Here is a 25,742-nt window from a genome sequence, read left to right as displayed (position 1 = left end):
ATCGACGGCTCACGAATGAAACGCCGGACTTCGGGTCCGGCGTTTTTATTTTTGGCGTTTTGCCGGAGGGCGCCCCACACGGCAATCGTTCAAACGAAAAGCGGCAGCCGATAAAGCCGCCTCGTCGCGATGATCGGGTAACGCGGGCCTTATTGGCTGGACACCACGAACTCGACGCGCCGATTGAGCCGACGCCCTTGGTTGGTGCCGTTATCGGCAACCGGATTCTCCTCGCCGTTCCCAACGGCCTTCAGTTTCGACGCATCAACACCCGCATCCGTCAGGAAATCGACGATCTTCTTCGCCCGAAGCTCCGACAGCATCTTGTTGACTCCGGATGAGCCAACGCTGTCCGTATAACCATGGACCTCGACGACCACACCGCCGCAATCCTTCAGAGCATTAGCGAGAGCTATCAGCCGAGCGCGGCTATCCTGAGCAACGGCAGCGCTATCCTCGGTGAAGTGCAGCATCGCTGCCTTTGCGGCGCTCTCGACGGCGTCGCGGCAAGCTGCGGCCGCGGGAGCGGCGGCTGGAGCAGCGGCATTATAGTCGGGGTTCATCTTGGCTGGAGCAGCCCACGCCGGATTTTCTGGAGCAGCGCTGCCGCCGAAAAATTCCGTCGTCGCCTGCCCGCCGGTCGGAGGCGGCGGAGGCTCTTCGGCCGCCGGCGCCTCGGTTGCTGCCGGCCGAGCCTGCTCCGTCGGTGCAGCAGGCTCGCTCGTGTAGTCGGGATTCATCTTGGCTGGAGCGGCCCACGCGGGATTTTCCGGATTGGCGCTGTCGCCATAAAAGCTCGTCGTTGCCTGTCCACCTGTCGGGGGCGGAGCCGATTCTTCCGCCGCCTGTGGCGGAGCAGCTTCCGAAGGTGCCGCTTGCTCTGTCGCCGCAGGCGCAGCGGATCCATCCGCCGCATAGTCGGGATTCATCGTCGCTGGAGCCGCCCACGCAGGATTTTGTGGAGACGCACTGCCGCCGAAAAATTCGGTCGTCGCCTGTCCGCCGGTTGCCGGTGGCGCGGAGTTATCGTCTGCAACCTCGACCATGTCTTCGTGCGTTTCGTAGCCGAAATTTGTGGCTGCTTCATCGGCCAGCGCCGGCATGGAGCTCACAGCAGACGGCATGAGGGTAGCGTCACGAGCACTCAGCATCTCGACCATGGTCGCCGCATGGACTATATCAACGCTGGCAAATTGAAATATCAGCCCGATGCAACAGACCCCTCCAAGAAGAGGGGTACGGAATTGAAACATCGCTTTCCTCCTGTGGTCACGGCGCCATTAGCGGAGGCGCTCTTTTGCGACGGGATATTTTGGCACTAAATTACAACCTGAGCCATATAAGTTCCTGGTCGGAGCAACATGTCGAACGTTGAAGTAAATAAGGGCGCCAGCCGCGACGGCAAAATCCCGCTGCATGATGCCGATGCTTTTGCTGCAATGCGCAAAGCCGGCCGGTTAGCAGCCGAAGCGCTGGACATGCTCGTCCCGGTCGTGAAACCGGGCGTCACGACCGGCGAGATCGACGATCTGGTTCTCGCCTTCGCCCTCGACCATGGGGCACTTCCTGCGACCCTGAACTACCGCGGCTACCGCTACTCGACTTGCACCTCTGTCAACCATGTCGTCTGTCACGGCATGCCGAACGACAAACCCCTGCGCTTCGGCGACATCGTCAACATCGATGTGACCCTGATCGTCGACGGCTGGCATGGCGACACGAGCCGCATGTATTCCGTCGGCGAAGTTTCGCGTCGCGCCGAGCGACTGATGGACGTGACCTACGAATCCCTCATGCGCGGCATTGCAGCCGTTAAGCCGGGCAACACGACCGGCGACATCGGCGCTGCGATCCAGACGTTCGCCGAATCCGAACGCTGCAGCGTCGTGCGTGATTTCTGCGGCCACGGCCTTGGCCGCGTCTTTCACGATCGGCCGAATGTCCTGCATTACGGCGAGCCTGGAGCGGGCGTGATCCTCGAACCGGGCATGCTCTTCACGATCGAGCCGATGATCAATCTCGGCAAGCCGCACGTCAAAATTCTCGCTGACGGCTGGACGGCCGTCACGCGCGACCGCGAACTCTCCGCGCAATTCGAACACACCGTCGGCGTGACGGAAACAGGCTGCGAGATTTTCACGACCTCGCCCGCCGGTCTGCACTTCCCGCCTTACGATCTTCGCGCCGCGGCCTGACTGGACAGAGCCGATGTCGCATTCCAAGGGGTCTGGCGACGATAAGGCGAGCGCCGCGGAACAAGGCGCTCTGTTTGGCAGCGCAGTCAAAACAAGGAATGTCCCCGACGACAAGGCGGGCCATCGCCAGCGCCTGCGGAACCGCTTTACGAACGGCGGCGCCGATGCGGTGCCCGACTACGAACTCCTGGAAATGATCCTGTTTCGGGCTTTCCCGCGCATCGACACAAAGCCGATTGCGAAACGCTTGCTCGCGCGCTTTGGCTCGTTTGCCGAAGTCCTGTCGGCGCCGCCGGACCGTCTCAAGGAGGTCGAAGGTATCGGCGATCGCGCCGTCCAGGAACTGAAGCTGATCAAAACGGCCGCAGAACGCCTGACCAAGGGACAGATTCAATCGCGCCCGGCGCTCTCATCTTGGAGCGGCGTTCTTGATTATCTCCGCCTCGCGCAAGGCTTCGAGGACCGTGAGCACTTCCGCATCCTCTTCCTCGACAAAAAGAACGCCCTGATCGCCGACGAAGTCCAAGGGCGCGGAACGGTCGATCACACGCCCGTGTATGTCCGCGAGGTCGTGAAGCGCGCACTCGAATTGTCGGCAACCGCGATCATTCTCGTCCACAACCATCCCACTCGACCTATTTCAATCACGCTCGATCACGTTCCTTCTCATTGAATCATTTGAATTTTCTGGCTTGTCGTAGGGCCGGACGCTGTGGCATATTGGGGTCGGTTTTAAGGGGGATCGGTCGCCCTTTTGACCCCAGTCGCCGACCCCTACTACCCGTCTGGCGACCCCACTTGTGAGCCGATGGGAGAGCCCAGTGCCAAGCCTCACCGATGGAGAGATACGCCGCGCTCTGAAACAGGTCGAGCAGACCGGCAAGCAGCTAAGCCTGATCGATGGCGAGGGGCACGGCACCGGCCGTCTGGTCCTGGTCATGAAGCCGATGCCCACTCGCGTCACGGCGGACTGGATGGCGCAGCAATGGCGAGATCAGAAGCGTCTCAAAAAGAAGCTCGGCTCGTATCCGTCGATGTCGCTCAGCAAGGCGCGCGAAGTTTTCAGCCGCGATTTCGCCGACATGATCCAGAAGGGTCGGAGCATAAAGATCGCCGGCGACACACGTCCCGGCACCGTGGCCGATCTTTTCGAAGCCTACGTCGCTCACCTAAAGGCGTCGGGCAAGTCGTCCTGGAAGGAAGCGGAGAAAGGCTTCAACAAGATCGCCGATACGCTCGGGCGCAATAGACCCGCTCGGGACATCGAGCCAGACGAAATCACTGACCTAATTCGGCCAATCTATGACCGCGGCAAGCGCTCGATGGCGGATCACGTCCGCAGCTACATCCGATCCGCATATAGCTGGGGCCTGAAATCGGAGCACGACTACCGCAGCGCATCGCAGCGCCGCTTCCGCCTCGCCTACAATCCCGCAGCCGGCATCCCCACGGAACCCAAGAAAGTCGGCACCCGCTGGCTTGATGAAGAAGAGTTCCTGCGCCTCTACCGCTGGCTGGAATGTCCGGACACGCCCGTTCACCCACCCTACACGCGGGCTGTCCGCATTCTCATGCTCACTGGGCAGCGCGTCGAGGAGATCGCCCGTCTGCATGTCGATCAGTGGGATGCCAAGGAACGGATCATCGACTGGTCGAAGACCAAAAATGGCAAGCCGCACGCCATTCCCGTACCGGAAGTGGCGGCCGAGCTGATCGAGTCGATCAAACCCAACGCGCACGGCTGGTTTTTCCCTTCCGCGACCGACCCGACCAAACCCGTTAGCCATGGCACGCTTTACTCATTCATGTGGCGTCAGCGCGAGCGCGAGGTGATCCCCGTCGTGACCAACCGGGATTTGCGCAGAACCTGGAAGACTCTCGCCGGGCAGGCTGGCTTGTCGAAGGAAATTCGCGACCGCATACAGAACCACACGCTCCAGGATGTCAGTTCGAAGAGCTACGACCGCTGGAACTACATGCCGGAGAAACGGGCCGCGATGAAGAAGTGGAACGCCTTTGTTCGAGCCATGCTGTCTAAGAAGCGCGCCAAGGCTGCGGGAGAGAAGCGCGCGGCGATCAATGAAGAGCCCGCTGGGGAGTGGGCTCAGCACGCCGCGTGAGGCCGACCGAGTGGTTCTCGGGACGGCGCGGCGATCTCAAGTTCGTGCAACAACCCGTTGCACAATTTCACAAGGTCGGCGGAGAGCCTTTGCCGTGCAGCTCGTGCCCATCCCAACACCGGCAGCTATGACACTTCATCCAACAGCGCCTTGAGGTTGGCGCCGATTCGGCGACCAACATCGGCAGCGTCCAAACCATGCAGGCTCGCCAAGCCTTCGACCGCGCCCCAGACATCACTGGGCTCAGATGGGCGAGCGCCGGTTCGCGTGAACGGGCCATCCGTCTCTGTAAGGACGCGACCTAACGGGAATGCGCGGTTCGCGACGGCCCGTTTTTCGTTCGCGAGCATCTCGGCGTTGACCGAGAAATAGCAACCGAGATCGACGGCGCGTCGGATTTCGGCCGCCGTCCCGGTGAACCAATGCAACACCACCCGGCCGCGCGTCGGCGGCAGATGCTTTTCGATCATGTCGAGCACGATCTTCGTCGCGCGAACGCTGTGAACGGTCAGGATCTTGTCGGACGCTGCGGCGCATGAAGTAAGTACCTCGACGAAAACCTCCTTCTGCCGCTCGAACGAAGCGTAAAATTTGGGCCCTGCATCGAGACCGACCTCTCCGACGTAGCATGTCCGCGGCAGCAGCTCCTTCCAGAGCACAATTTCGCGGCTGCGCTCGGCGACGAGCTGCGGATGCAATCCCAAAGCGGCCCGGACGTGGCGCGTCGCTGCTGCGAGTTCCTGGTTGCGTGGCCAAGCCTTCGGCGTCGTTGTCACTGCGAGGGTGAAGACACCCTCGCGCTCACACCGCGCCACCGCGTCGGCATGGTCGGGATAAAGGTCGAGATGGCAATGGAAGTCTACGAGCGGGCGCACTTTATCCGAAGTCACGTTGGAGCCGTCCGAACACCGGTCAAAAGCCGGCCAACCTCCTCGAGCCCCCGACGGTACACACCGGCCAACGCGTCGTGTCGGGCGGGATCGTCGTAGAGCGGCCCGGGCTTATGAATCAGCACCTTGGCGAGATCAGGACGGGCGGCGAGACGCGTGATCGCGATCTGAAATGAGCGGACCTGCTGACCAGCCGCCTGCTTGGTGTCGAGGAGGCCGGCGCGGAGATTCGCTAGCGTATACGCCGTCGGGTCATTCGGTTGGAGAGCGGCGCGCCGGATCAGACAGGGTAGGCAGAAGCCGCAATGGCCTTGTGGCTGCTTCGTCCAGCGTCCCTTGCTCGGCGACGAACACGACAAGGACGACGGGACGAGCTTCGCCAGCACCGCCGGGCTCGCACAGGCGGCCACCATCTCGCCCTTGGTCTTGTCCCAGTACGGATTGTCGATGCGACCACCGACCCCGAGCGCAGCCAGCATCTCGTTCCAGCGCGCTATATAAAAAGGGTGCGTCGTCCGCGTGCTGAGCGCCCCGAGCCTCAGGCGGTCGAGCGGCACATTGAGCGCGATCAGCCCGTTCTCCGGCACCTTCAGCACGAACGGATTCGCCAAGGACGTTCCAGCCGTCACCCCAAGGGAGAAAAACAGGAAGGAACGGCCGCGTGTCGTCTCCTCGGACGCCACATCGTCAAACAGACCGGCGTCGAAGCTCATCCAGACCCGGAGCCGATTGAACGCAGACTGGGGATATGCGGCCTTCAGGCCGTCGAAGCAGCGCTCTTGCGACTTGCTCACCAACCCTTCGCCTGCATGGCTCACGAGCAGCGGCGTCTCCTTTCTTTCAAGGGTATCGATCGCGCCGATCAGACTGTCGAGACCGCCTGAAAACAGGCTGACGCCGTCGAACGCGGGCGGCAGCAAAGTTGGCGCGGAGGCTGGCACGATCGTCTTGAACGCCGGCGGCCGTTTCCGGAAGCCAACCTCCCACCGATCGCCGGTGAGGAAGTTTAGCGCTCGCACGAGTATCGGGGCGGCTGCCGTCCATCTGCCCGGATCGCTGACCGGGATGACCAACCGAATCTCACGCGTCCAGGCGTCCTGCGATTCACTGGAACGGGACAACCGGGTGTCTGCCGCGTGGACATGCGCAGCGAGGACAAGCAGGTCCGCGCCGATCTCGCTTGGCGATAGAGACAGAGCCTTCAGGTCGTCCAACGCCCGCCCAATCCCATGGTCAAAGCGCTTGCCGGCGACCAGTTGAAGGGTTGAAGGGACCTCATCACGCGCTTTGGGCACGCGGGTCTTATCGTCGGCGCCGAAGCGCCCGATCAGGACGTGCCGCCTCATTCCCCCGCCTCCGCATCGCCCATCGTCTGAAGGATCTCGAACGCGGACTGGTAGACTGTTGTGACGAACTCCGTGACTGCATCGGGCGACAGCGCCTGGATGTTGACGCCGGCCGCGTTGATGGCGTCGCTGACGCCACGTTGGATGAAATCCCGAAGCTGCGCTTCGACGCGCGCCGCCGCCCGGGGGTCCGCCGGCAAGGTGACGACCTTGGTCCCGATGTCGTTGCACAGACGAGCCTCGATCGCATGGGTCGCGTAGAGCTCCAACACCGTCTGGATCTGCGCGGGGGTCAGAGCGTCGATGTCGGTCATGCCCGCGCCGGCGAGGTCGGCGATCGTCTCGACGAACGCATCGCGAGCGATGCCTTCATCAATCGACCCACCTTCTGGACAGATATAATCCGCGAGCCCGGCGAACACTTCTTCGATCGGCCGTCCTGCGAGGCTTTCGAGGTTCAACGCCCTCAGGGCCTCGCGGACGCCGTTGACGCTCGCGTCGTTCAGGAAGCGGACCAACCCCGCCCCTGCTCCCCGCGACGAACCCATGCGCTGGGCGGCGCGACGGGATCCGCCCGCCGAGGTCGACACATAGCGCGAGACCGCGCGCCCCAAGCCACGACGGTCGCTTCCCCCCGAACTGGCGAACCGCGAGAAGCTGGCGCGCGCACCAGTGAAGCGGTCGGAAGCCCCAGCCGCCGGGATGACAGGTCGCGGCGCCGGCGCCGGCGGGACCGCGGGCGGCGTACCGGTCGCGGGTGCAGGCGTCGACCCGTCGCTGGGCGGCGTGGCGCCGCCTCCCGCGCCGCCGCCGTCATCCTGCAACCAACTCGGGATCAAGGGCGTCCCACCGCCGGCACCGCCATAGGCGTTCGAGGTTCCCATCAGCGGCGATTCCCGCGCGTGCGCAGCGCCGCCGCCGCTGTCGTCTTCAGGAACGAGCCCTTGGATGTGGACCAGGTCTTCAGAAGCCGCTCGAAGCGAGCCACCGATTCCCCCTCCTTGATCACGCCCTCCCAGCCGGACGCCGGCCACGGACCGCAGCGGTTCGCCGGGAGAGCCTCCAAGAGATCGAGGAGATTCGGCTGCAAGGTCGGATGGGCGCGCACCAGAACGGCGACACCATCGATGCCCGGGGGCGCCGTCTCGAAGGCGTCGCTGCCCATGACGCGGCCGCGCAGTTCTTCGAACACCTGGGCAGCCTCCGCGGGCACGAGCTGCCTCAGCTCCCCTTCGAAGGCTTGCACAGCAAGCTTCGACCCAAGCAGCTTTTCCACGACAGCGGCCAGGCGACCCAACACCGAGGCCGCCCCGAAATAGTCCTTCCGGTCCTTGGTGACGAAGAGGTACGGGCGAAGATCGACCTCGGCCAAGGATGGCGTGAGGCACGCCCAGGCCCGGATCGCTTCTGCCGCCTTCCATTCTGCCAACACGGCGCTGTCCTTCACCACGGCATCCGACTTGTCGTCGTCGCCGTCGACCGCCGCCTTCGAACCGCCGCGTTTACGTCTCGACGTTTCCGCCACGTCGGCGGCGGCCGCTTCAAGGCCTGACAGGTCGGCGCAACGTCCATCGGGACTGCGGGCACCAGCGCTCGCGATCTGGTCGAACAACCGCGACATGAAGCGCTCGGCCAACATGAGCTTCGCCAGGACCGGGAGCTTGACCTCCTCGCCGAACCCGCGCGCCTGCGCCGTCTGGTGCCGCAGCATGAGCGTGTTCAAGAACCTCTTGATCTGCCGCGGATTGCCCTGGGTGCCGCTGGCGAGGATGGGGCCGATCTGATCGCTCAGCGTGAGCGCGTTCTGAACATCGCTGGCCTTGTCGCCGAGCGCGGTCCTGACGGTCTGCGCATCCAGACCGGCCGTCGTCCACGGCCGCTTGAGCAGACCGCGCGCTGCGTCGATCAGTTTCGCATAGTCGGCGTCGTCGGCGAGTTCAGCGCCGATTAGGAGGAGCGTGACGTAGATGCGCGTCTCGGTCTCCCCCAGCGCCGGTATGCGGAACGGTATCTGGATCAGCTTCTCGAGATAGTTCCGCGCGTAGTCGCGGGGACCAGTCGTGTCCGGCAGCTCGGGAAAATGCTTGCGCACCGAATATTCGATCATCGCCTCATCGGCGGCGACGACGAAAGCTGTGCGGTCGGTGAATACGAACAGGCGAACCGCTTCGAGCGTCTCGATGGCGGTGTCGGGAAGGCAGCGATCGAGATCGTCGATCAACACGATCAGCTGGTCGATTCCAGCCGCCTTCAGCAGGCCCGTGAAAGCCTTCCGGAAGGCCTCGATCTCTTCCGGAACGTTCTTCGACTCGGCCGGCTTCAATAGCCCTTGCACACCATCGACGGCTTTGTCGTAGTTCTCTTTGGTCGCGAGTTTCGCGGGATCGGCGAAGACGCCCTTCACGGTATCGACGACGGCGCCGATTTGGCCGGCTGTCGGAATGCCCGTCATGGCGGTGAACGCCAGACCGCCGCCGTGGCGTGCGATCTTGAGCCAATCGATCCGGCGGAAGATATCTGTGACCGCCGCACCCGCCTTCGACAGCAACGGACGCTTCTCGAGCAAACCGGTGACGATGCCCTCGATCAACGCGATCTTGGCGTCCTCGAAACCCTGGAACCGCCATCCGTTGAACTTGAGACAGAGGACGCCGTCCTGGTCCGCGAGGCCGCTCTCGATCATCTCGAGGATGCTGGACTTCCCCGCGCCCCAATCGCCGTGAACGCCAATCGTCACCGGGCGCTCCGGTTTCTCCCGCAGCAACGCGATGATGGTCTTGGCGATCGCTTCGTTGTTAAGGAGATCGACCTTCGTTTCGTTGTCGGTCAGTATCACTCTATTTCCCCCAGCCGACGCTCTCGCACTCTCACGACGATTATTATTTCTTCACAACCGATGCTGCCGTAGTCGGCGCGGTAGCGCAGGATGTAGTCGGCACGCTTTTGTCGGCCGCGCGTCGCCTTGCCGCCGACAAAGATCACGCGACCATCGGTAAAGGTCCGTCGTTGATGGCGTGGGCGCGCCTTCCCACCTGCCGTCTGCAGGCGCGGAACCACGAATTTTCGGCACGTGTCGGCTTCCGTCACCACAGCACCCCCAGGCATCCGCCCCCGAGATTGGCACTTGCTGAAGGGACTATCACCGGTTGGTGCATCCAGCGAAACTGACGCAGGCCGCTATTCATCTTTCGATGCTCCGAGCGACCATGGCCCGCCGGCCGGCCAAACCGACTCTGTGTTTGACCCACCAAGTAACGGCATCAAGAAATCCTGAAGATCAGCGATGACTGTCGTGAATCCTTCTGGCGCCGCCGCCATGCGCTCGCGCGTGAGCAAGGTTCGCCACTGGACAGCCCACGCCGCCGCGAATTCATCCGTCAAACCAACCGGAATATCGGCTGGGAGCGCTGTGCCGCGCCGCTCGAATGTGCGCTGCACGGCTTTAGAAAGTGCGGGCCGCCCAAATTTGAAGGTGTGCGCAATCAGCCAAAGATCATAGAAATCCTTGAGTCGGCTGTTGGCCATGCCGAGCGCGACCAAGGCTTCAAATTTCTCCGCCACCACCGTCTCGATCGGGTAGGCTCGAAGATGCGGTGCCGGGGCGTCCAGCAAGGTGGGATAGTCGATCTCGACCGGCGCCGGCGTGACGGTATCGCCGAAGCCGACATCAACTTGAATTGGGATGCGCGCACCGGCGATCGTCGCGGTTGTGCGTACCCGTACGCCGCCATATTCCACTTCCTCGCGGATCGGCGCCGCCTGCAGCGCAGCGACATTGAATATCACACCGTCATCGGCGACCGGCTGGGCGCAGATGACGCGGAAGGTTTCCGCGATCGCCTCGGCGCCATTGTCGCCAGAACCGAGCAGGTCGAGATCGCGAGTCGGCCGGAAGGGATCGGCGACCCAGGTCACAAAGAGCATCGCCCCCTTTAGAATGAAGCGGTCGCGATGGGGGGAAATGCTCAGCCGGTAGAGCAGACGCTCGAGCGCATAGCGCGTCAGCAGAATCTGGAAATCGGATCGCTCCGCGCGCGCCCGATCCAGCAGGCGGGCCCGCACCGACGCGCCAATATTGCGAGGCTCACGTGGCATCGGCCGCCATCGCTTCGACGTAAGGGCGCATCACTGACCAGACCCGCGCCGTTCGCGCGTAACGCCACAGATCATCAGGTGTACATCGCTGGCGGCGGAGGCCTTCGCGAAGTCCTTCCATGGCGACATCGAGGCCGACCTTGGCCCGGTAGCGGAAACAGTCGACGATGGTCCGCGCCGGATCCGTGATGGGGACCTCGATGTTCTCGACGCGATGACGCTCAACCCCCTCGGTCAGCGCCGATCCGGTGAAGCGCACGAAGCGGATGCGCGGATAGTCGATCTTCGGCCGCCAGGCGGTACGCTCGATCGCCATCCATACGGCTGACGGCATCTGCAGCGTCAGTTCATGATATTGAAGCGCCGAGGTCAGGCAGACGACCCCTTTGGGAACCAGCACGGCGGCTTCGGCAAGCATGTGGGCCGCCTCGATCTGGGTGTCCGGGAGCTGATAGAGGCCCCGGGCCGGACGCACGACCGCCGCCTCCCGTACGAGACGGGCGAGCGTCTCCGGGCCAATGCCTTCGGCCATGAAGTCCTTCTGGCGGAGCATTCCCCGCGACTTCAAGAGATCTAGGGCACGAACTCGCTGGGCGTTCGCCGATGTCATTGACAGTGACGTTTCCTTGGCTATCATAAATTTTAGCAGAGGTTTTATCACACTCCCGCGTAATGCGAAACTGAAAATATGCGGGTCAAGCGCCCGTGCCGGGCCTGTCTGGGCCCGAGTTCCAGGCGCCAACGTACCTCCTCAAGTTGGGTGAAGGCTTTCCCCCTGACCGGCGCCGCAGTCGCCGGCACACCCCCTTCTGCGGGGACACCCCGCAACGCCCCGAGAGTGAGAGTGCAGACAGGGTTTTCGTGACGGGTTGAAGGCTGGGAGAGAGGCTTCCAGCGCCCGTCGCGGAGATCCGCGATGTCCAGACACACCGCTCGCGCCCGTTCCGGCTTCGACCGGACGAGCCTTTATGACGAAATCACCACCAAGATCATCGGCGAACTGGAGGCCGGCCGTGTGCCTTGGGTTCAGCCTTGGGGCACGGCGGCGGCGAAGGCGCCGCTTGCCATGCCGAAGAACGCCGCCACCGGCCGAAACTATTCGGGGATCAATGTGCTGATCCTCTGGGGATCGGTGATCGAGCACGGTTTCCCGGTCCAGGGCTGGGTTACGTTTCGCCAGACGCTCGGCCTCGGGGGCAATGTCCGCAAGGGCGAGCACGGCACCACTGTTGTCTATGCCGACCGCTTCATTCCCGACGACGAGAAGAAGCGGGCGCGCGAGACCGGCGAAGAAGCGCAGGCGATCCCATTCCTCAAGCGCTTTACAGTGTTCAACTTGGCGCAGTGTGAGGGTCTGCCTGAAGACCTCGCCGTCACAGCGCCGCCGCCCGAGCCCGGACTGATCGAGCCCAAGGTGGAGGCACTGATCAAGGCGACGGGCATCGACTTCCGCATCGGCGGCAACCGCGCCTTCTATGTCCCCGCGCACGACTATGTGCAGGTCCCGCCACCGCAAGCCTATTTCGAACCGATCAACTGGCACCGCACGGCGCTGCATGAGCTCGGTCACGCCAGCGGCGCCCCGCACCGGCTGAACCGCGATCTCTCCGGCTCCTTCGGCTCCAAGAAGTATGCGTTCGAGGAGCTGGTCGCCGAGATGAACGCCGCCTTCTGCTGCGCCTCGCTCGGCATCGCCCCGACGGTGCGCCACGCGGACTATATCGGCTCCTGGCTCGAAGTGCTGCGCGAGGACAATCGCGCCATCGTGCGCGCCGCCTCACAGGCAAGCAAGGCCGCAGATTTCCTCCTCGGCTTTCTTCCCAGCGACGACGAACGCCCCGCCACGCCATCGGATGCCGAACAGGAGGCAGCGTGATTCTTCCGCCGCTGGACTCGGCCCACATCTTTGGCGGAGCCAGCCGTCACGCAAAGTCGGATCTGTGCGGATGCGCATCTCCGGCTCGGTAGGTCTGCGGCGTCCCAGAGGAAGAGGGCTGCGCCGGTCTTCGTGACGGGTTGAAAGCCGAGAGAGAGTCTTTCGGCGCCCGTCGCGGAGACTATCCCGATGGCACCTGCGGTTCAGAAGATCACCCTGTCGTCCTCGCGCGACATTCCCTTCAACAAGCTTGTTCTGTCTCAGTCGAACGTCCGACGCGTGAAGGCCGGCGTCTCGATCGAGGAGCTGGCCGAGGACATCGCCCGGCGCACGCTCCTGCAAAGCCTCAGCGTCCGGCCGGTCCTCGACGCCGACGGTGCCGAGACCGGCATGTTCGAGGTCCCGGCCGGCGGGCGGCGCTACCGCGCGCTGCAGCTTCTCGTCAAACAGAAGCGTCTAGCCAAGACCGGGCCGGTGCCCTGCGTTGTGCGCGATCCCAGCGTCGAGATCTCGGCCGAGGAGGATTCGCTCGCCGAGAACGTCCAGCGCACGCCGCTCCATCCGCTCGACCAGTTCCGCGCCTTCCAAGCGCTGCGCCAGAAAGGCCAGTCCGAGGAGGATATCGCCGCGGCTTTCTTCGTTGGCGTGAACGTGGTGAAGCAGCGGCTGCGTCTTGCTGCCGTGTCCGAGAAACTGCTCGACACCTATGCCGAAGATGGCATGTCGCTCGAGCAACTGATGGCGTTCTCCGTGACGGATGATCACGCGCGCCAGGAGCAGGTCTGGGAAACGCTCCAGCGCTCCTACAGTCAGGAGCCGTATCAGATCCGTCGCATGCTGACGGAACGCACGGTGCGCGCGTCCGACAAGAGGGTCCTGTTCGTCGGCCTCGACGCCTATGAGCAGGCGGGCGGCATTGTCATGCGCGACCTCTTCCAACAGGACGATGGCGGCTGGCTGGAGAATGTCGGCCTGCTCGACGGCTTGGTCGCGGAGAAGCTGAAAGCCGAAGCGGAGACGATCGCCGCCGAGGGCTGGAAGTGGATCGAGGTCAACGTCGACTTCCCCTATGGCCACACCCACCATCTGCGCGAGCTCGAAGGCACGCCGACGGACCTCACGGCCGAGGAACAGGCGACGATCGACGCGTTGAAGGCCGATTATGCCAAGCTCGAGGCCGAATACGAGAACGCCGACGAGTTGCCAGACGAAATCGACGCTCGCCTCGGCGAGATCGAAACGGCGCTCGCCGCTTTCGAGGATCGCCCGGTCAGCTACGACTTAGCTGAGATCGCCCGCGCCGGCGTGTTCGCGAGCATCGACGGGGACGGCAGCCTTTGCGTCGATCGCGCCTACGTCCGTCCGGAAGACGAGGCACCGGCCACCGTGGATGGCGAGGGCGAAGTGGAGGCCGATGGCGATCCGAGCGAAGGCGACGAACCGTCCTCGCCCACGGCGCAGCGCGCCATCATCACGATCGGCGGCCAGGGCGAGCCGGAGGAAAATGAGGACGACGCCGTCAGGCCGCTGCCCGACCGGCTCGTCAGCGAGCTGACCGCGTACCGGACGCTGGCGCTGCGGGACGCCGTGGCGAACAACCCGCAGGTCGCGATGACAGCGTTGCTGCACAAGCTCTGCCTCGACACCTTCCAGCACAGCGGATCGGGGACTTGTCTCGAAGCGGCGGTGCGGCAGGTGTCCTTCCCAATCCAGCCCGCCGATCTGAAGGACAGCCCGTCCGCCAAGGCGGTCGCGGAACGGCACGAAGCCTGGAAAGCCGATCTGCCGAAGGACGAGGCCGCGCTTTGGGACTGGCTCGCCGCGCTGGACGACGCCAGCCGTGGCGCGCTTCTGGCGCATTGCGTCTCGTTCGGAGTCAATGCGCTCTACGAGAAGGGCGATCGCTACGGCGGTCCTGGCGTGTCGGTTCATGGCGTCCAGCGCCGTCTCGTCCAGGCTGACCGGCTCGCACGTGCCGTCGGGCTCGACATGGTGGAAGCCGGCTGGCGGCCGACGGTCGATAGCTATCTCGGCCGTGTCACCAAGCCTCGCATCCTCGAAGCGGTGCGCGAGGCGAAGGGCGAGCAGTCGGCGCAACTCATCGACCACCTGAAGAAGGCGGACATGGCGAAGGAGGCCGAACGGTTGCTCGACGGCACCGGCTGGCTGCCCGAGCCGCTGCGGACTCCGGAGGCCGAAGGCGCCGACACAACCGACGCCGACGCGGGCGGGGATGAGCAAGCGCTTCCCGCCTTCCTCGCCGACGACGAGGACAGCGCCGGCGAGGACGAGACCGACGAGCCGGCTGTGATTGCCGCCGAGTGACGACCCCGAGCGGGGCGGCGTGAGCCGTCCCGCTCACCTCTCCATCAATCCTTCGCCCGGCCATCGCGCCGGGCGATTTCGTTTCAGGAGATCACCATGACGGACACCTCTGACACTACGCCTGGCACGAATGCGTCACCTTCCGATTGGGAGGCCAAGCGCGTCGTCCAGGAGCGGCTGCAAGCCGAGCTGCAGCCTCGCAACAAGGCCGCGCTGTTCGACGCTCTCGCGGCCGCGGGCGTCACGCTCGTCGTCGTCACCTTCGACGGCTACGGCGACTCCGGCCAGATCGAGAATGTCGAGGCGAAGGCCGGCGACGCTGTCATCGACATGCCCATCGGCGAGATCGAGATGGCCACCGCAGTGTGGGACCAAGCCGAGCCTGACCGATCGCACATCAGCATCGCCGACGCAATCGAGCGTCTTGCCTACGACTTTCTTACCGACACGCATTGCGGTTGGGAGAACAACGACGGCGCCTATGGCGACTTCACCTTCGATGTCGCCGAACGGACGATCACGCTCGACTACAACGAGCGCTACACCGCGTCCGAATATTCGCAGCATGTGTTCTGAGGAGGCGATGATGGGACATTGCTATCATCACGCGCTCTCTTCGGTGAAGAAGTGGGGCGGCGTCGCGGAAGATTATCTGCCGCTGCATCAGTGGTTCGACGAATCGAAGGCGATCACCGCCGACTTTCGTCACCGTGCCCTGCGCCATCACGCCGAAGGCATCTTCATGCTGGAGCGCTTCTTCGGCGCAACCATCGCTATCTCGACCGGACGCGTCGTGCCGGTGCGGCTCATCGGCGAACAACATGTGGTGGAAGATCTCGGCTTCATTCCGAGCTTCGCCGACTGGGTGCGCTGCATCCGGCCGGAGCCCTGGATGGGTCGGGCGCAGCCGATCCACAAGCAGGTCGATCCCTTCGCGGCCGCAACGGCGGGAGGCGCCTGATCATGTACGGCACCTATCTGCGCCTCGACATCACCGTCGATGACGGCTGGCGCACCGTCATCCGCGCCGCCGCGCGGAAGCTGACGCGGCGCGCGCGGCGCGACCCGGCGCGTCGGCAAGCACGGCATCGCTTCTATCGCGAGATGCTCGCGCATCACCAGGACCCGCAACGGCTCGTCCGAACCTGGCGTCTTTGACGCCGATCACTCCCGCTTCGTCCACCTGAGCCCGGCCCGCCGGGCTTTCGCATTTCTGGAGGTCATCATGCCGTTCTTCACCATCGAGGCCACCTATCGCATTCCCATCTACCGCCAGCGCACCTATGAAGCCGAGACGCTCGACCAGGCCTGCCGGCTCGCCATCGAGGACGATGACTGGTCCGACCAGAAGGAGGACTACGAATCCTCCGGCGAGACTTACGTCACCGGCGCCTGGCCGGGCGAGGACACCGCCTATCGCGTCACCGCGCTCTCCGTTCCATCGCAATTCGGCGAGATGTTTCAGCGAAAGGCCGATCACTTCGAGACCCTGCTCGGGATTCTGAAGGTTCTCGTGCACACCCCGGAGGCCGGTTGCTCCGACCCGCCGTATTGGCGTCAGCGCGCTGATGCGGCGATAGCCAAAGCGGAAGCGATCATGGCCGGCGGCCGCGATCCGGAGATGAATGGAGGCACGCCATGAACGAATACATCGTCAAGATCGGGTTCTGGCTGCGCGCCTATGACGGCTTCATTGTCGAAGCCGAGTCCGATGCGGACGCGATCGAGAAAGCCAAGGCAGTGGCGAAAACGGCGATGGAGTCCGCCGCCCATCCCGAGCACGTCGAGACCGGCGAGCGCCGGGAAGGCGTGATCGCCTTCATCGACCGCGTCGCGCCGGATGGTCGCCACGCCGTCGCCGAGGATGTCGCGTTCGACGATGACCGCATCCACGACAGCCCAACCGGCTGATCCCCACATTACCGCAATTCCAGAGAGCCCGGCCTTCGCGCCGGGCTTCGTCGTTTCAGGAGGCCGTCATGGCTGATTTCTTCACTCGCTTCTCATGCGTGCTCGATGTCGGCACGCCCGACAACGCCGGACGCGCGCTCGATCTCTACCAGGCGTTCATGGAGCAGGCAGCGCGCGAGGACGTGCCGCCCGACGGCTTCCTCCTCTCCATCCAGCCGGAGCATGGCGGCACCGCGCTGTGGATTCGCGATGAGGTCACCGGCGATCCGCAACAGGTGATCCTGTTCGTGCTCCGCTGCGCCGAGGCATTCGGCCTCACAGGCCGCTGGGGCTTTCAGTGGGCCAACACCTGCTCGCAGCCGCGCGTCAATGCCTTCGGCGGCGGCGCGCATGTGATCGATCTCACGACCCGCGAGACGATTGCCTGGACCGACACCAATGGCTGGCTGGCACGCCCCCTCGCGCCAGCGCGCGGAAGGCGAGGTGCGCGATGAGCATTCCCGATCACGCGCGTGCCAACTTCCAGACGCTGCTGCGGGCGGCTGCCGACGGCAATCTCGCGCTCATGGAGTGCATCGACGCCGTGACCGGCGAACAGCGCTACCTCATTTGCGCGATTGGCCGCGATAAAACGGATTTCGTGTTCACGCCCTTCGGCCATCTGGTCGACGGCAATCCCTTCGACGCCTACCTGCTGCCGTCCGAACCCCTGCCGGACCCAACGCGATCCTGATCCCGCCGCTTCCTGGCCTGTCTGAGCGCGGCGGTTCGCGGGTCAACGGGCGAGCCGTTCCCGCATCGTCCGCCCTCCGATGCGTGACCCGAGAACCTGAACCGCTCTCGGTCGCAAGCCCGTCGCTCAGGACCAGGAGGCGAACGCGATGTGCAGGGTTCTCAACAAGCATCAGGCAGGCGCGCCGGCGGGCGCCGTCTATATCGGACGCGGCTCGAATGGGGCAATACGTTCCGAATCGGCCCCGACGGCGACCGCGCCGCCGTCATCGCCAATACGAGCGCTGGCTCGCCGATCAGCATCATCTCTTGCGCGCGCTCTACGAGTTGCGCGGCCACGATCTCGTCTGCTTCTGCGCGCCGCACGCCTGTCACGGCGATCTGCTGCTGCGGCTCGCGAATGCGACGCGGGATACGCGCATCGCGTGGTGGTGCGCCGTGAAGGCGGCGGCGTGACGAGAGCGAGAGGTTGGCCGGAAGGGGTTTGAGCCGGTCGGGTCGAGAGAGAGCGCCCGGCGGCTCGGCCCTTCCTGCTCTCCCGAGGTCCCCTTCATGACGAATCCTTCCAGCTCCGCGGCCGCCCGCTTGGCTACGCCATCGCTCGCGCCCGCATCTGCCGCCATCGCCCAGGCCGCGCGGCTCCTTCTTCCCGATCTCGAACGCGGCCGCCGGATAGATGCCGCCATCCTGCGCGCCGCCATGGAGTCCGCCTTCGGCGCCTCCGATTCCGCCGGCGGCTGGGATTGGAAAACCGCCTATGACGCCTGCGAGGCGGCTACGGTCCTGTTCCTGCGGAAATTCGGACCGGCCATCCGCGCCAAGGCCGCGTCTCCGGCCGCCATGCTGCCTTTGCTGGCGAAGATCGCGGACCTTCTCCCCACCCATACGCGCCGCTCCGAGGAGAGCCAGGCGCTCCAGCAATTCTCGACGCCGGTCCCGCTCGGACTTGCCGCATGCACGGCCGCAGCCATCACGCCGGCCGATTGGGTGCTCGAGCCTTCGGCCGGCACCGGGCTGCTCGCCATCCTGGCCGAACTGGCCGGCGGCTCGCTCGTGCTGAACGAGCTGGCCGAGGCCCGCGCCGCGTTGCTCGACCACCTCTTTCCGGACATCGCCGTCACCCGGTTCGATGCGGCACAGATTGACGATCATCTCGATGTCGGGATCGCGCCGAGCGTGGTTCTGATGAACCCGCCCTTCTCGGCGATGGCGAACGTCGATCGGCGCATGGCGGACGCTGCGCTTCGCCACGTCACCTCCGCCCTAGCGCGGCTGTGCAACGGCGGGCGTCTCGTCGCGATCACCGGATCGAGCTTCGCGCCCGACAATCCGGCCTGGACCGGCACCTTCGCTCACCTGCAGGAGCGCGGACGGCTCGTGTTTTCCGCCGCCGTCGACGGCTCGGTCTATGCGAAGCACGGCACCACGATCGACACGCGGCTGCTCGTCATCGACAAGCAACCCGCCGTCGATCCGGACATGTTCCCTGACTCTTCGGGTGTCGCGCCGGATGCAGCCACCTTGCTCGCCTGGGTCATCGAGCAGGTTCCACCGCGCTTGCCGATTGAAGCGTCCATCGCCGTCACCGGTGCGCGTCACGCCATCCCCCGCACGGTGCGCGCCTTCGCGATGCGTCCGTCCTCCGCTCCGGCGCTCCCCGAACCGGAAGCGATGGAGCTCGCCTACGAAACCGTCGATTGGACCCCGCCGGAGGGCGCGCGGCTCACGGAGGCGCTTTATGAAGAATACGGATTGCAGTCGATCCGTATTTCCGGGTCGCAGGCCCATCCCACCAAGCTGGTGCAGTCGGCTGCGATGGCCTCGGTCGCGCCGCCGAAACCGTCCTATCGGCCGCGTCTGCCGGCGAACCTCGTCGCCGAAGGCTTGCTGTCGGACGCTCAGCTCGAATCCGTCATCTATGCCGGTGAGGCCCATTCGAACTTCCTCGCCGGCAACTGGTCCATCGACGAGACCTTCGATGTCGTCACAGCGGCGCGCGACGATGCCGAAAATGCTGTCCGCTTTCGACGAGGATGGTTTCTCGGCGACGGCACCGGTGCAGGTAAGGGTCGCCAGGTCGCCGGCATCCTGCTCGACAACTGGCTGAAGGGCCGGCCTCGCGCCGTCTGGGTCTCTAAATCCGACAAGCTGATCGAAGACGCCCAGCGCGATTGGTCGGCGCTCGGCATGGAGCGGCTGCTCGTCACGCCGCTCTCCCGCTTTCGTCAGGGCACGCCGATCCGGCTGGCGGAAGGCGTCCTATTTGCGACCTACGCCACGCTGCGCACCGATGAACGCGGCGAGAAGCTTTCGCGCGTCCAGCAGATCGTCGAATGGTTGGGCTCCGACTTCGACGGAGTGATCATTTTCGACGAGAGCCACGCCATGCAGAACGCGGTCGGCGGCAAGGGCGAACGCGGCGACCAGGCCGCCTCGCAGCAAGGCCGGGCGGGGCTGCGGCTCCAGCACGCCTTGCCGAATGCCCGCATCGTCTACGTCTCCGCGACCGGCGCCACAACGGTCCATAACCTCGCCTATGCCCAGCGTCTCGGACTCTGGGGCGGCGAGGATTTCCCGTTCGCGACCCGCGCCGAGTTCGTCGAGGCGATCGAGGCCGGCGGCGTCGCGGCAATGGAGGTGCTGGCGCGCGACCTTAAGGCGCTCGGCCTCTATGCTGCTCGCTCGCTCTCCTACGAAGGCGTCGAATACGAACTGGTCGAGCACCGGCTCACGCCGGAGCAGGTCCGCATCTACGACGCCTATGCCGGCGCGTTCTCGATCATTCACAACAACCTCGACGCGGCGATGCAGGCCGCGAACATCACGGGCGAGACTGGCACGCTGAACGCGCAGGCGAAGTCCGCCGCGCGCTCCGCCTTCGAATCCGCCAAGCAGCGCTTCTTCGGCCATCTGCTGACCAGTATGAAAACGCCGTCGCTGATCCGCTCGATCGAGCGCGATCTCGAGGCCGGCCATGCCGCCGTCATCCAGATCGTCTCGACCGGCGAAGCGCTGATGGAGCGCCGGCTCGCGGAAATCCCGACAGAGGACTGGAACGACGTCCAGGTCGACATCACACCGCGCGAGTACGTCCTCGCCTATCTCGCCCATTCCTTCCCGGTGCAGCTCTACGAGCCCTTCACGGATTCAGAGGGCAATCTCTCCTCCCGGCCGGTCTACCGCGACGGCCAGCCGGTCGAGAGCCGCGAAGCCGTCGCTCGTCGCGACCGCCTGATCGAGAAGCTCGCCTCGCTCCCACCGGTGCCCGGCGCGCTCGACCAGATCGTTCAGCGCTTCGGCACCGATATGGTCGCCGAGGTCACCGGCCGCTCGCGCCGCGTGATCCGCAAGAGCGACCGCCTGATGGTCGAGAACCGCGCCGGCTCGGCCAACCTCGCGGAGACGGCCGCCTTCATGGATGACGCTAAGCGCATCCTCGTCTTCTCGGAAGCGGGCGGCACGGGACGCAGCTACCACGCCGAGTTGTCGGCGCGGAATCGGCGCCTGCGCGTCCACTACCTGCTCGAACCCGGCTGGAAGGCGGATGCGGCGATCCAGGGTCTCGGCCGCACTAACCGCACCAACCAGGCCCAGCCGCCGCTGTTCCGTCCGATCGCCACGGACGTGAAAGCGGAGAAGCGCTTCTTGAGCACCATAGCGCGCCGCCTCGACACGCTCGGCGCGATCACGCGCGGCCAGCGTCAGACCGGCGGCCAGGGCTTGTTCCGGCCCGAGGACAATCTCGAAAGCCACTACGGGCGCGACGCGTTGCGGCAGCTCTACATGCTTCTGGTCAGGGACAAGGTGGAGGGCTGCTCGCTTCAGACCTTCGAGGACGCCACCGGCTTGAAGCTGATGGACGCCAACGGCATCAAGGACGAGCTGCCGCCGATCACCACCTTCCTCAATCGCCTGCTGGCGCTGACCATCGATCTGCAGAACGTGCTGTTCACGGCCTTCGAGCAGTTGCTCACGGCCCGCATCGAAGGCGCCATCGCGTCAGGCACCTACGATGTCGGGCTCGAAACGCTTCGCGCCGAAAGCTTTGTCGTCACCGATCGGTGCACGATCTACACCCATCCCGGCACCGGCGCGGAGACGCGCCTGCTCACCGTAGCGCAGCGCGAGCGCAATCGTCCCGTGACGCTGAACGAGGCTCTGGATCGGCTCTCCGATCCGCGCGTCGTGCTGCTCGTCAACGAACGCTCGGGACGCGCCGCCGTGCAAGTCCCAGCGCCGAGCCTGATGCTCGACGATGGGGAGATCGAGCAGCGCGTGCGGCTCATCCGGCCGATGGAGAGCCACGGCGTACCTTTGAAGACGATGGCCGAGAGCCATTGGGTCGAGGCGGAGCGCGACACCTTTGCCTCGGCCTGGCAACGCGAGCTTGCCGAGGTGCCCGAGTTCACGGACAGCACGACCCATATCGTCGGCGGATTGCTCCTGCCGATCTGGAAGCGCCTGCCGAACGAGTCGACGCGCGTCTATCGGCTTCAGACCGATGCGGGTGAACGCATCATCGGCCGCAAGGTCTCGCCCGCCTGGGTCGCGAGCACGCTGGCGGAGGGCGAACCGGCGCTGACGCCGGAGAGCGCCTTCGCCGCGCTGATGGACGGCCGCACCGTTCTCGATCTCGCCGAAGGCCTGCAGCTCCGTCGCGTGCGCGTTATGGGCGCGAACCGCATCGAGCTGTCGGGCTTCACCGACACTATGCGCGACCGGCTCAAGGCCTACGGCCTCTTCCACGAGATCATCACCTGGAAGCTCCGCATGTTTGTGCCAACCGATGCGAGCGGCGTCGGCGTGCTGACGAAAGTGCTGGAGCGCTTTCCCGTCGAGCGCATCGGCGAGCGGGAGGCCGCGTGATGCCGCGCGATGCTTCCGACCTGGCGCACCGTCTCGCGCGCGAAGCCGAGGCGGTGTGCCGTCATTATCTCTCCAATGGCCGCCGCGAGGGCCGCTATTGGCTGGTCGGCGACGCGCGCAACACGCCGGGCCGCTCCATGTTCGTCCGGTTGAAGGAGTCGCCCAAAGGGCCGGCCGGCAAATGGACCGATGCCGCCACCGGCGAGCACGGCGATCTGCTTGACGTCATCCGTGAAAGCTGTGGCCTTCTCGATTTCCACGATGTCGCCGACGAGGCACGACGCTTCCTGAGCCTGCCCCGCTCGGACCCGGAGCCATCGCCGAAAGCTGCACGTATCCCGGCACAGACGGGATCGCCCGAGGCCGCACGGCGACTGTTCGCTATGTCGCAGCCGATCGCGCGGACACTCGTGGAAGCGTATTTGCGCAATCGCGGCATTACGGCTTTGCACGAAGCCGGCGCGCTGCGCTTTCACCCGCGCTGCTACTATCGCCCGGACGAGAACGCACCGACCGAGACCTGGCCAGCGATGATCGCCCGTGTCACTGATCTCGACGACTGGATGACCGGCGCACACCGCACCTGGCTCGATCCGTCAGGCCGTGGCAAAGCGCCGATCGACACGCCGAGACGCGCGATGGGCAACCTCCTCGGCAACGCGGTCCGCTTCGGTGTGGCGAGCGACGTGCTCGCCGCCGGCGAGGGCATCGAGACCATGCTGTCACTACGATGCGTGCTGCCGACCTTGCCGATGGCCGCGGCGCTTTCCGCCAACCACCTCACCGCCATGCTGCTCCCGCTGACGCTGCGCCGCCTCTACATCGCGCGCGATGCCGATGCGGCCGGCGACGCGGCGGTGGCGAGTCTGACAGAGCGTGCCGAGGCGACCGGCATCGAAGCGATCGCATTGTCGCCTCGACTTGGCGACTTCAACGAGGATCTGCGCACGTTCGGCATCGACGAACTCCGAGCAGCCTTGCGCATCCAGCTCGCACCGCGGGACGTCATCCGCTTCATGCTGTGGGCGACCGCCGAGACGGGGTGAGCGGTCGGCGGCTCGCGCATCCTGATGGCCGGTCAGGCGAGGACCACCCCGCCGGACAGAGTCGCGCCCTTGGCCTTCTAGAGGGCGATCGGACGGCAGGCGGCCCGGCCCGGCAATGGCTGCGCCCGGCTATTTTCCGCCGGCCCTGCGGGCCTTTGCAGCGCGAAACAAAATATCCGGGCTTCGCCATCCTCCGCTGGCGCTTCGGCCCTTCGCTTCGCTGCGGGTTCTGGCCCGTTCCGCCTGCCGTCTGGTGATCGCCACGAAGGCCGCGATGGGCGCGGTCGATCCGGCAAAGGACCTCACCATGACGACCGACCACGACGACACCGAATTCGAACCGCCGCACACCTCCTCCCCTACCGATCACGTCCTCAACGAACTTCAGCTCTACGGCTACCGTCCCTTCCACGACGAGCCCGACTCGAGACCGCTTCCGGAAGGCGATGCTGTCGCGGGCGTCGTCGCCGACATTTTCGACGCTCTGGTCTCGACCCTGAGCGACACGCGTCTCGAACCCGACCTCGAAGATTTGCTCTGGTCGACCGTCAACCTGTTCCACCGTGCCACCGGTCGCATCGAACGCGAGCTCGACGACAACGAGCAGGCGCAGCGCAGCAGTCAGCGGGAGCAGAATGGCTCGGAGGTGCGCTCGGTTGAACTTGAGCGTCTCACGGCTGAGGGCGTCACGCTGATCGAACGCCGCAATAGCCTGGAGCTCTTCCGCGACCGGGCCGCCGAGCGCTTCGAGGTCCACACAGGCTCCCCCTGGCGTCCCCGCTCCGGGTCACTGGTCAACCACCGCACTCTGACCTCGGCAATGGTCGACAGTCGAGATTTCCTCGCCGCCAAGCGTCGCGCCGAGGCCGAGGTGATGCTGCCGTCAGGACCGAAGATCGCCCTCACCGGCGGGCTCGACTTCAACGACCATCGGCTGATCTGGGACCGGCTCGACAAGGTCCACGCGAAGCATCCTGACATGGTGCTGCTGCACGGCGGCTCGCCCAAGGGCGCCGAGCTAATCGCCGCGAAATGGGCGAACAATCGCAAGGTGCCGCAGATCGCGTTCAAGCCCGATTGGGCGAAGCACGCGAAGGCTGCACCGTTCAAGCGCAACGACGCGATGCTGACGGTGCTGCCGATCGGCGTCATGGTATTCCCCGGCACCGGCATCCAGGGCAATCTCGCCGACAAGGCGAAGAAGCTCGGCATCCCAGTGTGGATATTCGGCGAGGGCGGCGCGTGAGCGCCGCCGTTACCCCATGATGTTGCACCCATCAGCAAGAGCCGATGGCACCAGCACGATCGTGCGCGGCTCCAAGTCGCGCTCGATCCGCGTACCAGAAAACCACTCTTATCCGCAGGCTTGACCATCGCCTCGGTCCCTCCGGAGCGGAGCCCGTCGGATGCCCGCGGTCGCTGCAGGAGTTGGCAAGGAGCGATTGGCCCTCCCATCGCCGCTCGCGTTTGGCTATACTTTGCGTTGCGCCGTGGTGGTGGTGGAAGGCGCGACCGTCACATCTTCTGTCACGGAGGCTTCCACCATGCTCGTCATCGGACTCATCCTCAGCATGTTCGGGATCGGCCTGTTCTGCTGGCTGATCTTTACCCTCGCTGTCTATGCCTTGCCGTTCTTCGTCGGACTGACTGCCGGTATGGCGGCGTTTCACAGTGGCGCGGGCGTCATCGGCGCGTTGCTCGCCGGCATCGTCGCCGGCGCGCTCACTCTCGCTGTCGGCCAAATCGCCTTCGCGGTCGTTCGCCCATTGGTCTTGCGCGCCGTCATCGCGGCCGCCTTCGCTATTCCGGCGGCGATTGCCGGCTATCACGCGGTCCTCGACCTGTCGCAGATCGGTGTGCCGTCGCTCGTCTGGCGCGAGGTCTTTGCCTGGATGGGCGCGATCGTCATCGGCGGCACGGCTTGGGGGCGCATGACTGTCTTCGCGGAGCCCCTCCCATTGCGGCCCAGCGGAGCATCCCGTAACGAGCCTCAGCCGCTTCTGACTGGCGCGACGCATCGGGGATAGGCCTCGCCCTCCTTGTTTGAATAGCGCTGGCGATCGGCGCTCGCGGAAACCGTACGCTTGAATCGGTAGCCGAGCCCTCTTTCGGAAGGCCCCCATCGACGGCGCCATCTCCGCGCATAGGCCGGCCCGTAGATCGCAGTGCAGAGGTCGTCATGCGGTGATGCTGCGGCGAGCGACCACGCCTTTTCCTACGCTATGGCTTCTTTCTCCACGCTCACACTGTCCGACGTCTTGTGCGGGACGACCGATATCCGCCACGTCTTCTCCCGAGGATCCTGTTCAGCGCACGCGAGCACCCGGCCTCTTGATGGCC

24 protein-coding genes and 1 pseudogene are annotated in these 25,742 nt (G+C 65.0%); 17 read left to right on the top strand and 8 right to left on the bottom strand.

Translation table 11 applies throughout. The features are described 5' to 3' along the window. Positions 1-149 precede the first annotated feature (149 nt). Complete coding sequence (locus HYPDE_RS17260; RefSeq protein WP_244437725.1) at positions 150-1,124, bottom strand: OmpA family protein; 975 nt, start codon at positions 1,122-1,124, stop codon at positions 150-152. A gap of 237 nt (positions 1,125-1,361) precedes the next feature. Between HYPDE_RS17260 and map the strand changes: the two genes are divergently transcribed. From map to HYPDE_RS17245, 3 genes are all read left to right on the top strand, one after another. Beyond that, positions 1,362-2,195, top strand: a complete 834-nt coding sequence (gene map / locus HYPDE_RS17255; RefSeq protein ID WP_015599829.1) for a type I methionyl aminopeptidase — start codon at positions 1,362-1,364, stop codon at positions 2,193-2,195. A 13-nt stretch (positions 2,196-2,208) separates the two neighbouring features. Next, positions 2,209-2,868: a JAB domain-containing protein gene (locus tag HYPDE_RS17250; protein WP_015599828.1), complete on the top strand. Its 660-nt coding sequence runs from the start codon at positions 2,209-2,211 to the stop codon at positions 2,866-2,868. A 148-nt stretch (positions 2,869-3,016) separates the two neighbouring features. Beyond that, positions 3,017-4,315, top strand: a complete 1,299-nt coding sequence (locus HYPDE_RS17245; protein ID WP_015599827.1) for a site-specific integrase — start codon at positions 3,017-3,019, stop codon at positions 4,313-4,315. A gap of 125 nt (positions 4,316-4,440) precedes the next feature. On the opposite strand, the gene qatD is transcribed toward HYPDE_RS17245, so the two are convergent. The 7 genes and pseudogenes from qatD to HYPDE_RS17210 form a co-directional block, all read right to left on the bottom strand. Further along, complete coding sequence (qatD, locus tag HYPDE_RS17240) at positions 4,441-5,205, bottom strand: Qat anti-phage system TatD family nuclease QatD (RefSeq protein WP_015599826.1); 765 nt, start codon at positions 5,203-5,205, stop codon at positions 4,441-4,443. Beyond that, positions 5,202-6,551: a Qat anti-phage system QueC-like protein QatC gene (gene qatC, locus HYPDE_RS17235; RefSeq protein ID WP_015599825.1), complete on the bottom strand. Its 1,350-nt coding sequence runs from the start codon at positions 6,549-6,551 to the stop codon at positions 5,202-5,204. The genes qatD and qatC overlap by 4 nt, the downstream gene beginning before the upstream one ends. After that, positions 6,548-7,435 carry a Qat anti-phage system associated protein QatB gene (gene qatB / locus HYPDE_RS17230; RefSeq protein ID WP_015599824.1) on the bottom strand — a complete coding sequence of 296 codons (888 nt, stop codon included), beginning with the start codon at positions 7,433-7,435 and terminating at the stop codon, positions 6,548-6,550. The genes qatC and qatB overlap by 4 nt, the downstream gene beginning before the upstream one ends. After that, complete coding sequence (qatA, locus tag HYPDE_RS17225; protein ID WP_015599823.1) at positions 7,435-9,387, bottom strand: Qat anti-phage system ATPase QatA; 1,953 nt, start codon at positions 9,385-9,387, stop codon at positions 7,435-7,437. Before qatA ends, qatB begins: the two co-directional genes overlap by 1 nt. A 68-nt stretch (positions 9,388-9,455) precedes the next feature. Next, positions 9,456-9,641: pseudogene (locus tag HYPDE_RS17220) on the bottom strand (hypothetical protein); the annotation flags it as partial. Between the two features lie 87 nt (positions 9,642-9,728). After that, entirely contained in the window at positions 9,729-10,646 is a 918-nt protein-coding gene (locus HYPDE_RS17215) for a nucleotidyl transferase AbiEii/AbiGii toxin family protein (RefSeq protein ID WP_015599821.1), read from the bottom strand. Then, positions 10,636-11,256 (bottom strand): type IV toxin-antitoxin system AbiEi family antitoxin domain-containing protein, encoded by a 621-nt coding sequence (locus HYPDE_RS17210; protein ID WP_015599820.1) that lies wholly within the window; start codon positions 11,254-11,256, stop codon positions 10,636-10,638. Before HYPDE_RS17210 ends, HYPDE_RS17215 begins: the two co-directional genes overlap by 11 nt. Positions 11,257-11,562: 306 nt before the next feature. Here HYPDE_RS17210 and HYPDE_RS17205 point away from each other — a divergent pair, with 306 nt between their 5' ends. The 14 genes from HYPDE_RS17205 (at position 11,563) to HYPDE_RS17140 (ending at position 25,429) form a co-directional block, all read left to right on the top strand. Next, on the top strand, positions 11,563-12,522 hold the full coding sequence (locus tag HYPDE_RS17205; RefSeq protein WP_015599818.1) for an ArdC family protein: 960 nt from the start codon (positions 11,563-11,565) through the stop codon (positions 12,520-12,522). Between the two features lie 189 nt (positions 12,523-12,711). Then, the gene (locus HYPDE_RS17200) at positions 12,712-14,847 is read left to right on the top strand and encodes a ParB/RepB/Spo0J family partition protein (RefSeq protein ID WP_015599817.1); all 2,136 of its coding nucleotides are present in this window, start codon (positions 12,712-12,714) and stop codon (positions 14,845-14,847) included. A gap of 96 nt (positions 14,848-14,943) precedes the next feature. After that, positions 14,944-15,423 carry a DUF6878 family protein gene (locus tag HYPDE_RS17195; protein WP_015599816.1) on the top strand — a complete coding sequence of 160 codons (480 nt, stop codon included), beginning with the start codon at positions 14,944-14,946 and terminating at the stop codon, positions 15,421-15,423. 10 nt (positions 15,424-15,433) lie between these two features. Beyond that, on the top strand, positions 15,434-15,808 hold the full coding sequence (locus HYPDE_RS17190; RefSeq protein WP_015599815.1) for a DUF6915 family protein: 375 nt from the start codon (positions 15,434-15,436) through the stop codon (positions 15,806-15,808). Between the two features lie 2 nt (positions 15,809-15,810). Further along, positions 15,811-16,005, top strand: a complete 195-nt coding sequence (locus HYPDE_RS17185) for a hypothetical protein (protein WP_015599814.1) — start codon at positions 15,811-15,813, stop codon at positions 16,003-16,005. Between the two features lie 67 nt (positions 16,006-16,072). Beyond that, on the top strand, positions 16,073-16,489 hold the full coding sequence (locus tag HYPDE_RS17180; RefSeq protein ID WP_015599813.1) for a hypothetical protein: 417 nt from the start codon (positions 16,073-16,075) through the stop codon (positions 16,487-16,489). Further along, positions 16,486-16,758 (top strand): hypothetical protein, encoded by a 273-nt coding sequence (locus HYPDE_RS17175; protein ID WP_015599812.1) that lies wholly within the window; start codon positions 16,486-16,488, stop codon positions 16,756-16,758. Before HYPDE_RS17180 ends, HYPDE_RS17175 begins: the two co-directional genes overlap by 4 nt. Positions 16,759-16,826: 68 nt before the next feature. Beyond that, positions 16,827-17,252, top strand: coding sequence for a hypothetical protein (locus HYPDE_RS17170; RefSeq protein ID WP_015599811.1), 426 nt, complete (start codon positions 16,827-16,829; stop codon positions 17,250-17,252). Further along, the gene (locus HYPDE_RS17165) at positions 17,249-17,491 is read left to right on the top strand and encodes a DUF6117 family protein (protein WP_015599810.1); all 243 of its coding nucleotides are present in this window, start codon (positions 17,249-17,251) and stop codon (positions 17,489-17,491) included. The genes HYPDE_RS17170 and HYPDE_RS17165 overlap by 4 nt, the downstream gene beginning before the upstream one ends. A gap of 218 nt (positions 17,492-17,709) precedes the next feature. Next, a complete protein-coding gene (locus HYPDE_RS17160; protein WP_244437722.1) occupies positions 17,710-17,946 on the top strand; it encodes a DUF4326 domain-containing protein in 237 nt (78 codons plus the stop codon). A 96-nt stretch (positions 17,947-18,042) separates the two neighbouring features. Continuing rightward, positions 18,043-22,356, top strand: coding sequence for a strawberry notch-like NTP hydrolase domain-containing protein (locus HYPDE_RS17155; RefSeq protein ID WP_041320615.1), 4,314 nt, complete (start codon positions 18,043-18,045; stop codon positions 22,354-22,356). After that, positions 22,356-23,402, top strand: a complete 1,047-nt coding sequence (locus HYPDE_RS17150; protein WP_015599806.1) for a DUF7146 domain-containing protein — start codon at positions 22,356-22,358, stop codon at positions 23,400-23,402. Before HYPDE_RS17155 ends, HYPDE_RS17150 begins: the two co-directional genes overlap by 1 nt. Positions 23,403-23,709: 307 nt before the next feature. After that, complete coding sequence (locus HYPDE_RS17145; RefSeq protein ID WP_015599804.1) at positions 23,710-24,648, top strand: DUF2493 domain-containing protein; 939 nt, start codon at positions 23,710-23,712, stop codon at positions 24,646-24,648. Between the two features lie 160 nt (positions 24,649-24,808). Then, complete coding sequence (locus tag HYPDE_RS17140; RefSeq protein ID WP_015599803.1) at positions 24,809-25,429, top strand: hypothetical protein; 621 nt, start codon at positions 24,809-24,811, stop codon at positions 25,427-25,429. Positions 25,430-25,742: the final 313 nt, after the last annotated feature.

It is taken from the genome of Hyphomicrobium denitrificans 1NES1 (assembly GCF_000230975.2).
GTDB lineage: Bacteria > Pseudomonadota > Alphaproteobacteria > Rhizobiales > Hyphomicrobiaceae > Hyphomicrobium_B > Hyphomicrobium_B denitrificans_A.
Note: the sequence above shows the minus strand (reverse complement) of the source record. Positions and strands in the feature narration are given on the sequence as shown.

Coding starts and splice junctions, on each gene's coding strand:
- HYPDE_RS17260 (WP_244437725.1), bottom strand. CDS start 1,124: ATGCCGTCTGCTGTGAGCTCCATGCCGGCGCTGGCCGATGAAGCAGCC.
- map (WP_015599829.1), top strand. CDS start 1,362: ATGTCGAACGTTGAAGTAAATAAGGGCGCCAGCCGCGACGGCAAAATC.
- HYPDE_RS17250 (WP_015599828.1), top strand. CDS start 2,209: ATGTCGCATTCCAAGGGGTCTGGCGACGATAAGGCGAGCGCCGCGGAA.
- qatC (WP_015599825.1), bottom strand. CDS start 6,551: ATGAGGCGGCACGTCCTGATCGGGCGCTTCGGCGCCGACGATAAGACC.
- qatB (WP_015599824.1), bottom strand. CDS start 7,435: ATGGGAACCTCGAACGCCTATGGCGGTGCCGGCGGTGGGACGCCCTTG.
- HYPDE_RS17215 (WP_015599821.1), bottom strand. CDS start 10,646: ATGCCACGTGAGCCTCGCAATATTGGCGCGTCGGTGCGGGCCCGCCTG.
- HYPDE_RS17210 (WP_015599820.1), bottom strand. CDS start 11,256: ATGACATCGGCGAACGCCCAGCGAGTTCGTGCCCTAGATCTCTTGAAG.
- HYPDE_RS17205 (WP_015599818.1), top strand. CDS start 11,563: ATGTCCAGACACACCGCTCGCGCCCGTTCCGGCTTCGACCGGACGAGC.
- HYPDE_RS17200 (WP_015599817.1), top strand. CDS start 12,712: ATGGCACCTGCGGTTCAGAAGATCACCCTGTCGTCCTCGCGCGACATT.
- HYPDE_RS17195 (WP_015599816.1), top strand. CDS start 14,944: ATGACGGACACCTCTGACACTACGCCTGGCACGAATGCGTCACCTTCC.
- HYPDE_RS17190 (WP_015599815.1), top strand. CDS start 15,434: ATGGGACATTGCTATCATCACGCGCTCTCTTCGGTGAAGAAGTGGGGC.
- HYPDE_RS17185 (WP_015599814.1), top strand. CDS start 15,811: ATGTACGGCACCTATCTGCGCCTCGACATCACCGTCGATGACGGCTGG.
- HYPDE_RS17180 (WP_015599813.1), top strand. CDS start 16,073: ATGCCGTTCTTCACCATCGAGGCCACCTATCGCATTCCCATCTACCGC.
- HYPDE_RS17175 (WP_015599812.1), top strand. CDS start 16,486: ATGAACGAATACATCGTCAAGATCGGGTTCTGGCTGCGCGCCTATGAC.
- HYPDE_RS17170 (WP_015599811.1), top strand. CDS start 16,827: ATGGCTGATTTCTTCACTCGCTTCTCATGCGTGCTCGATGTCGGCACG.
- HYPDE_RS17165 (WP_015599810.1), top strand. CDS start 17,249: ATGAGCATTCCCGATCACGCGCGTGCCAACTTCCAGACGCTGCTGCGG.
- HYPDE_RS17160 (WP_244437722.1), top strand. CDS start 17,710: ATGGGGCAATACGTTCCGAATCGGCCCCGACGGCGACCGCGCCGCCGT.
- HYPDE_RS17155 (WP_041320615.1), top strand. CDS start 18,043: ATGACGAATCCTTCCAGCTCCGCGGCCGCCCGCTTGGCTACGCCATCG.
- HYPDE_RS17150 (WP_015599806.1), top strand. CDS start 22,356: ATGCCGCGCGATGCTTCCGACCTGGCGCACCGTCTCGCGCGCGAAGCC.
- HYPDE_RS17145 (WP_015599804.1), top strand. CDS start 23,710: ATGACGACCGACCACGACGACACCGAATTCGAACCGCCGCACACCTCC.
- HYPDE_RS17140 (WP_015599803.1), top strand. CDS start 24,809: ATGCCCGCGGTCGCTGCAGGAGTTGGCAAGGAGCGATTGGCCCTCCCA.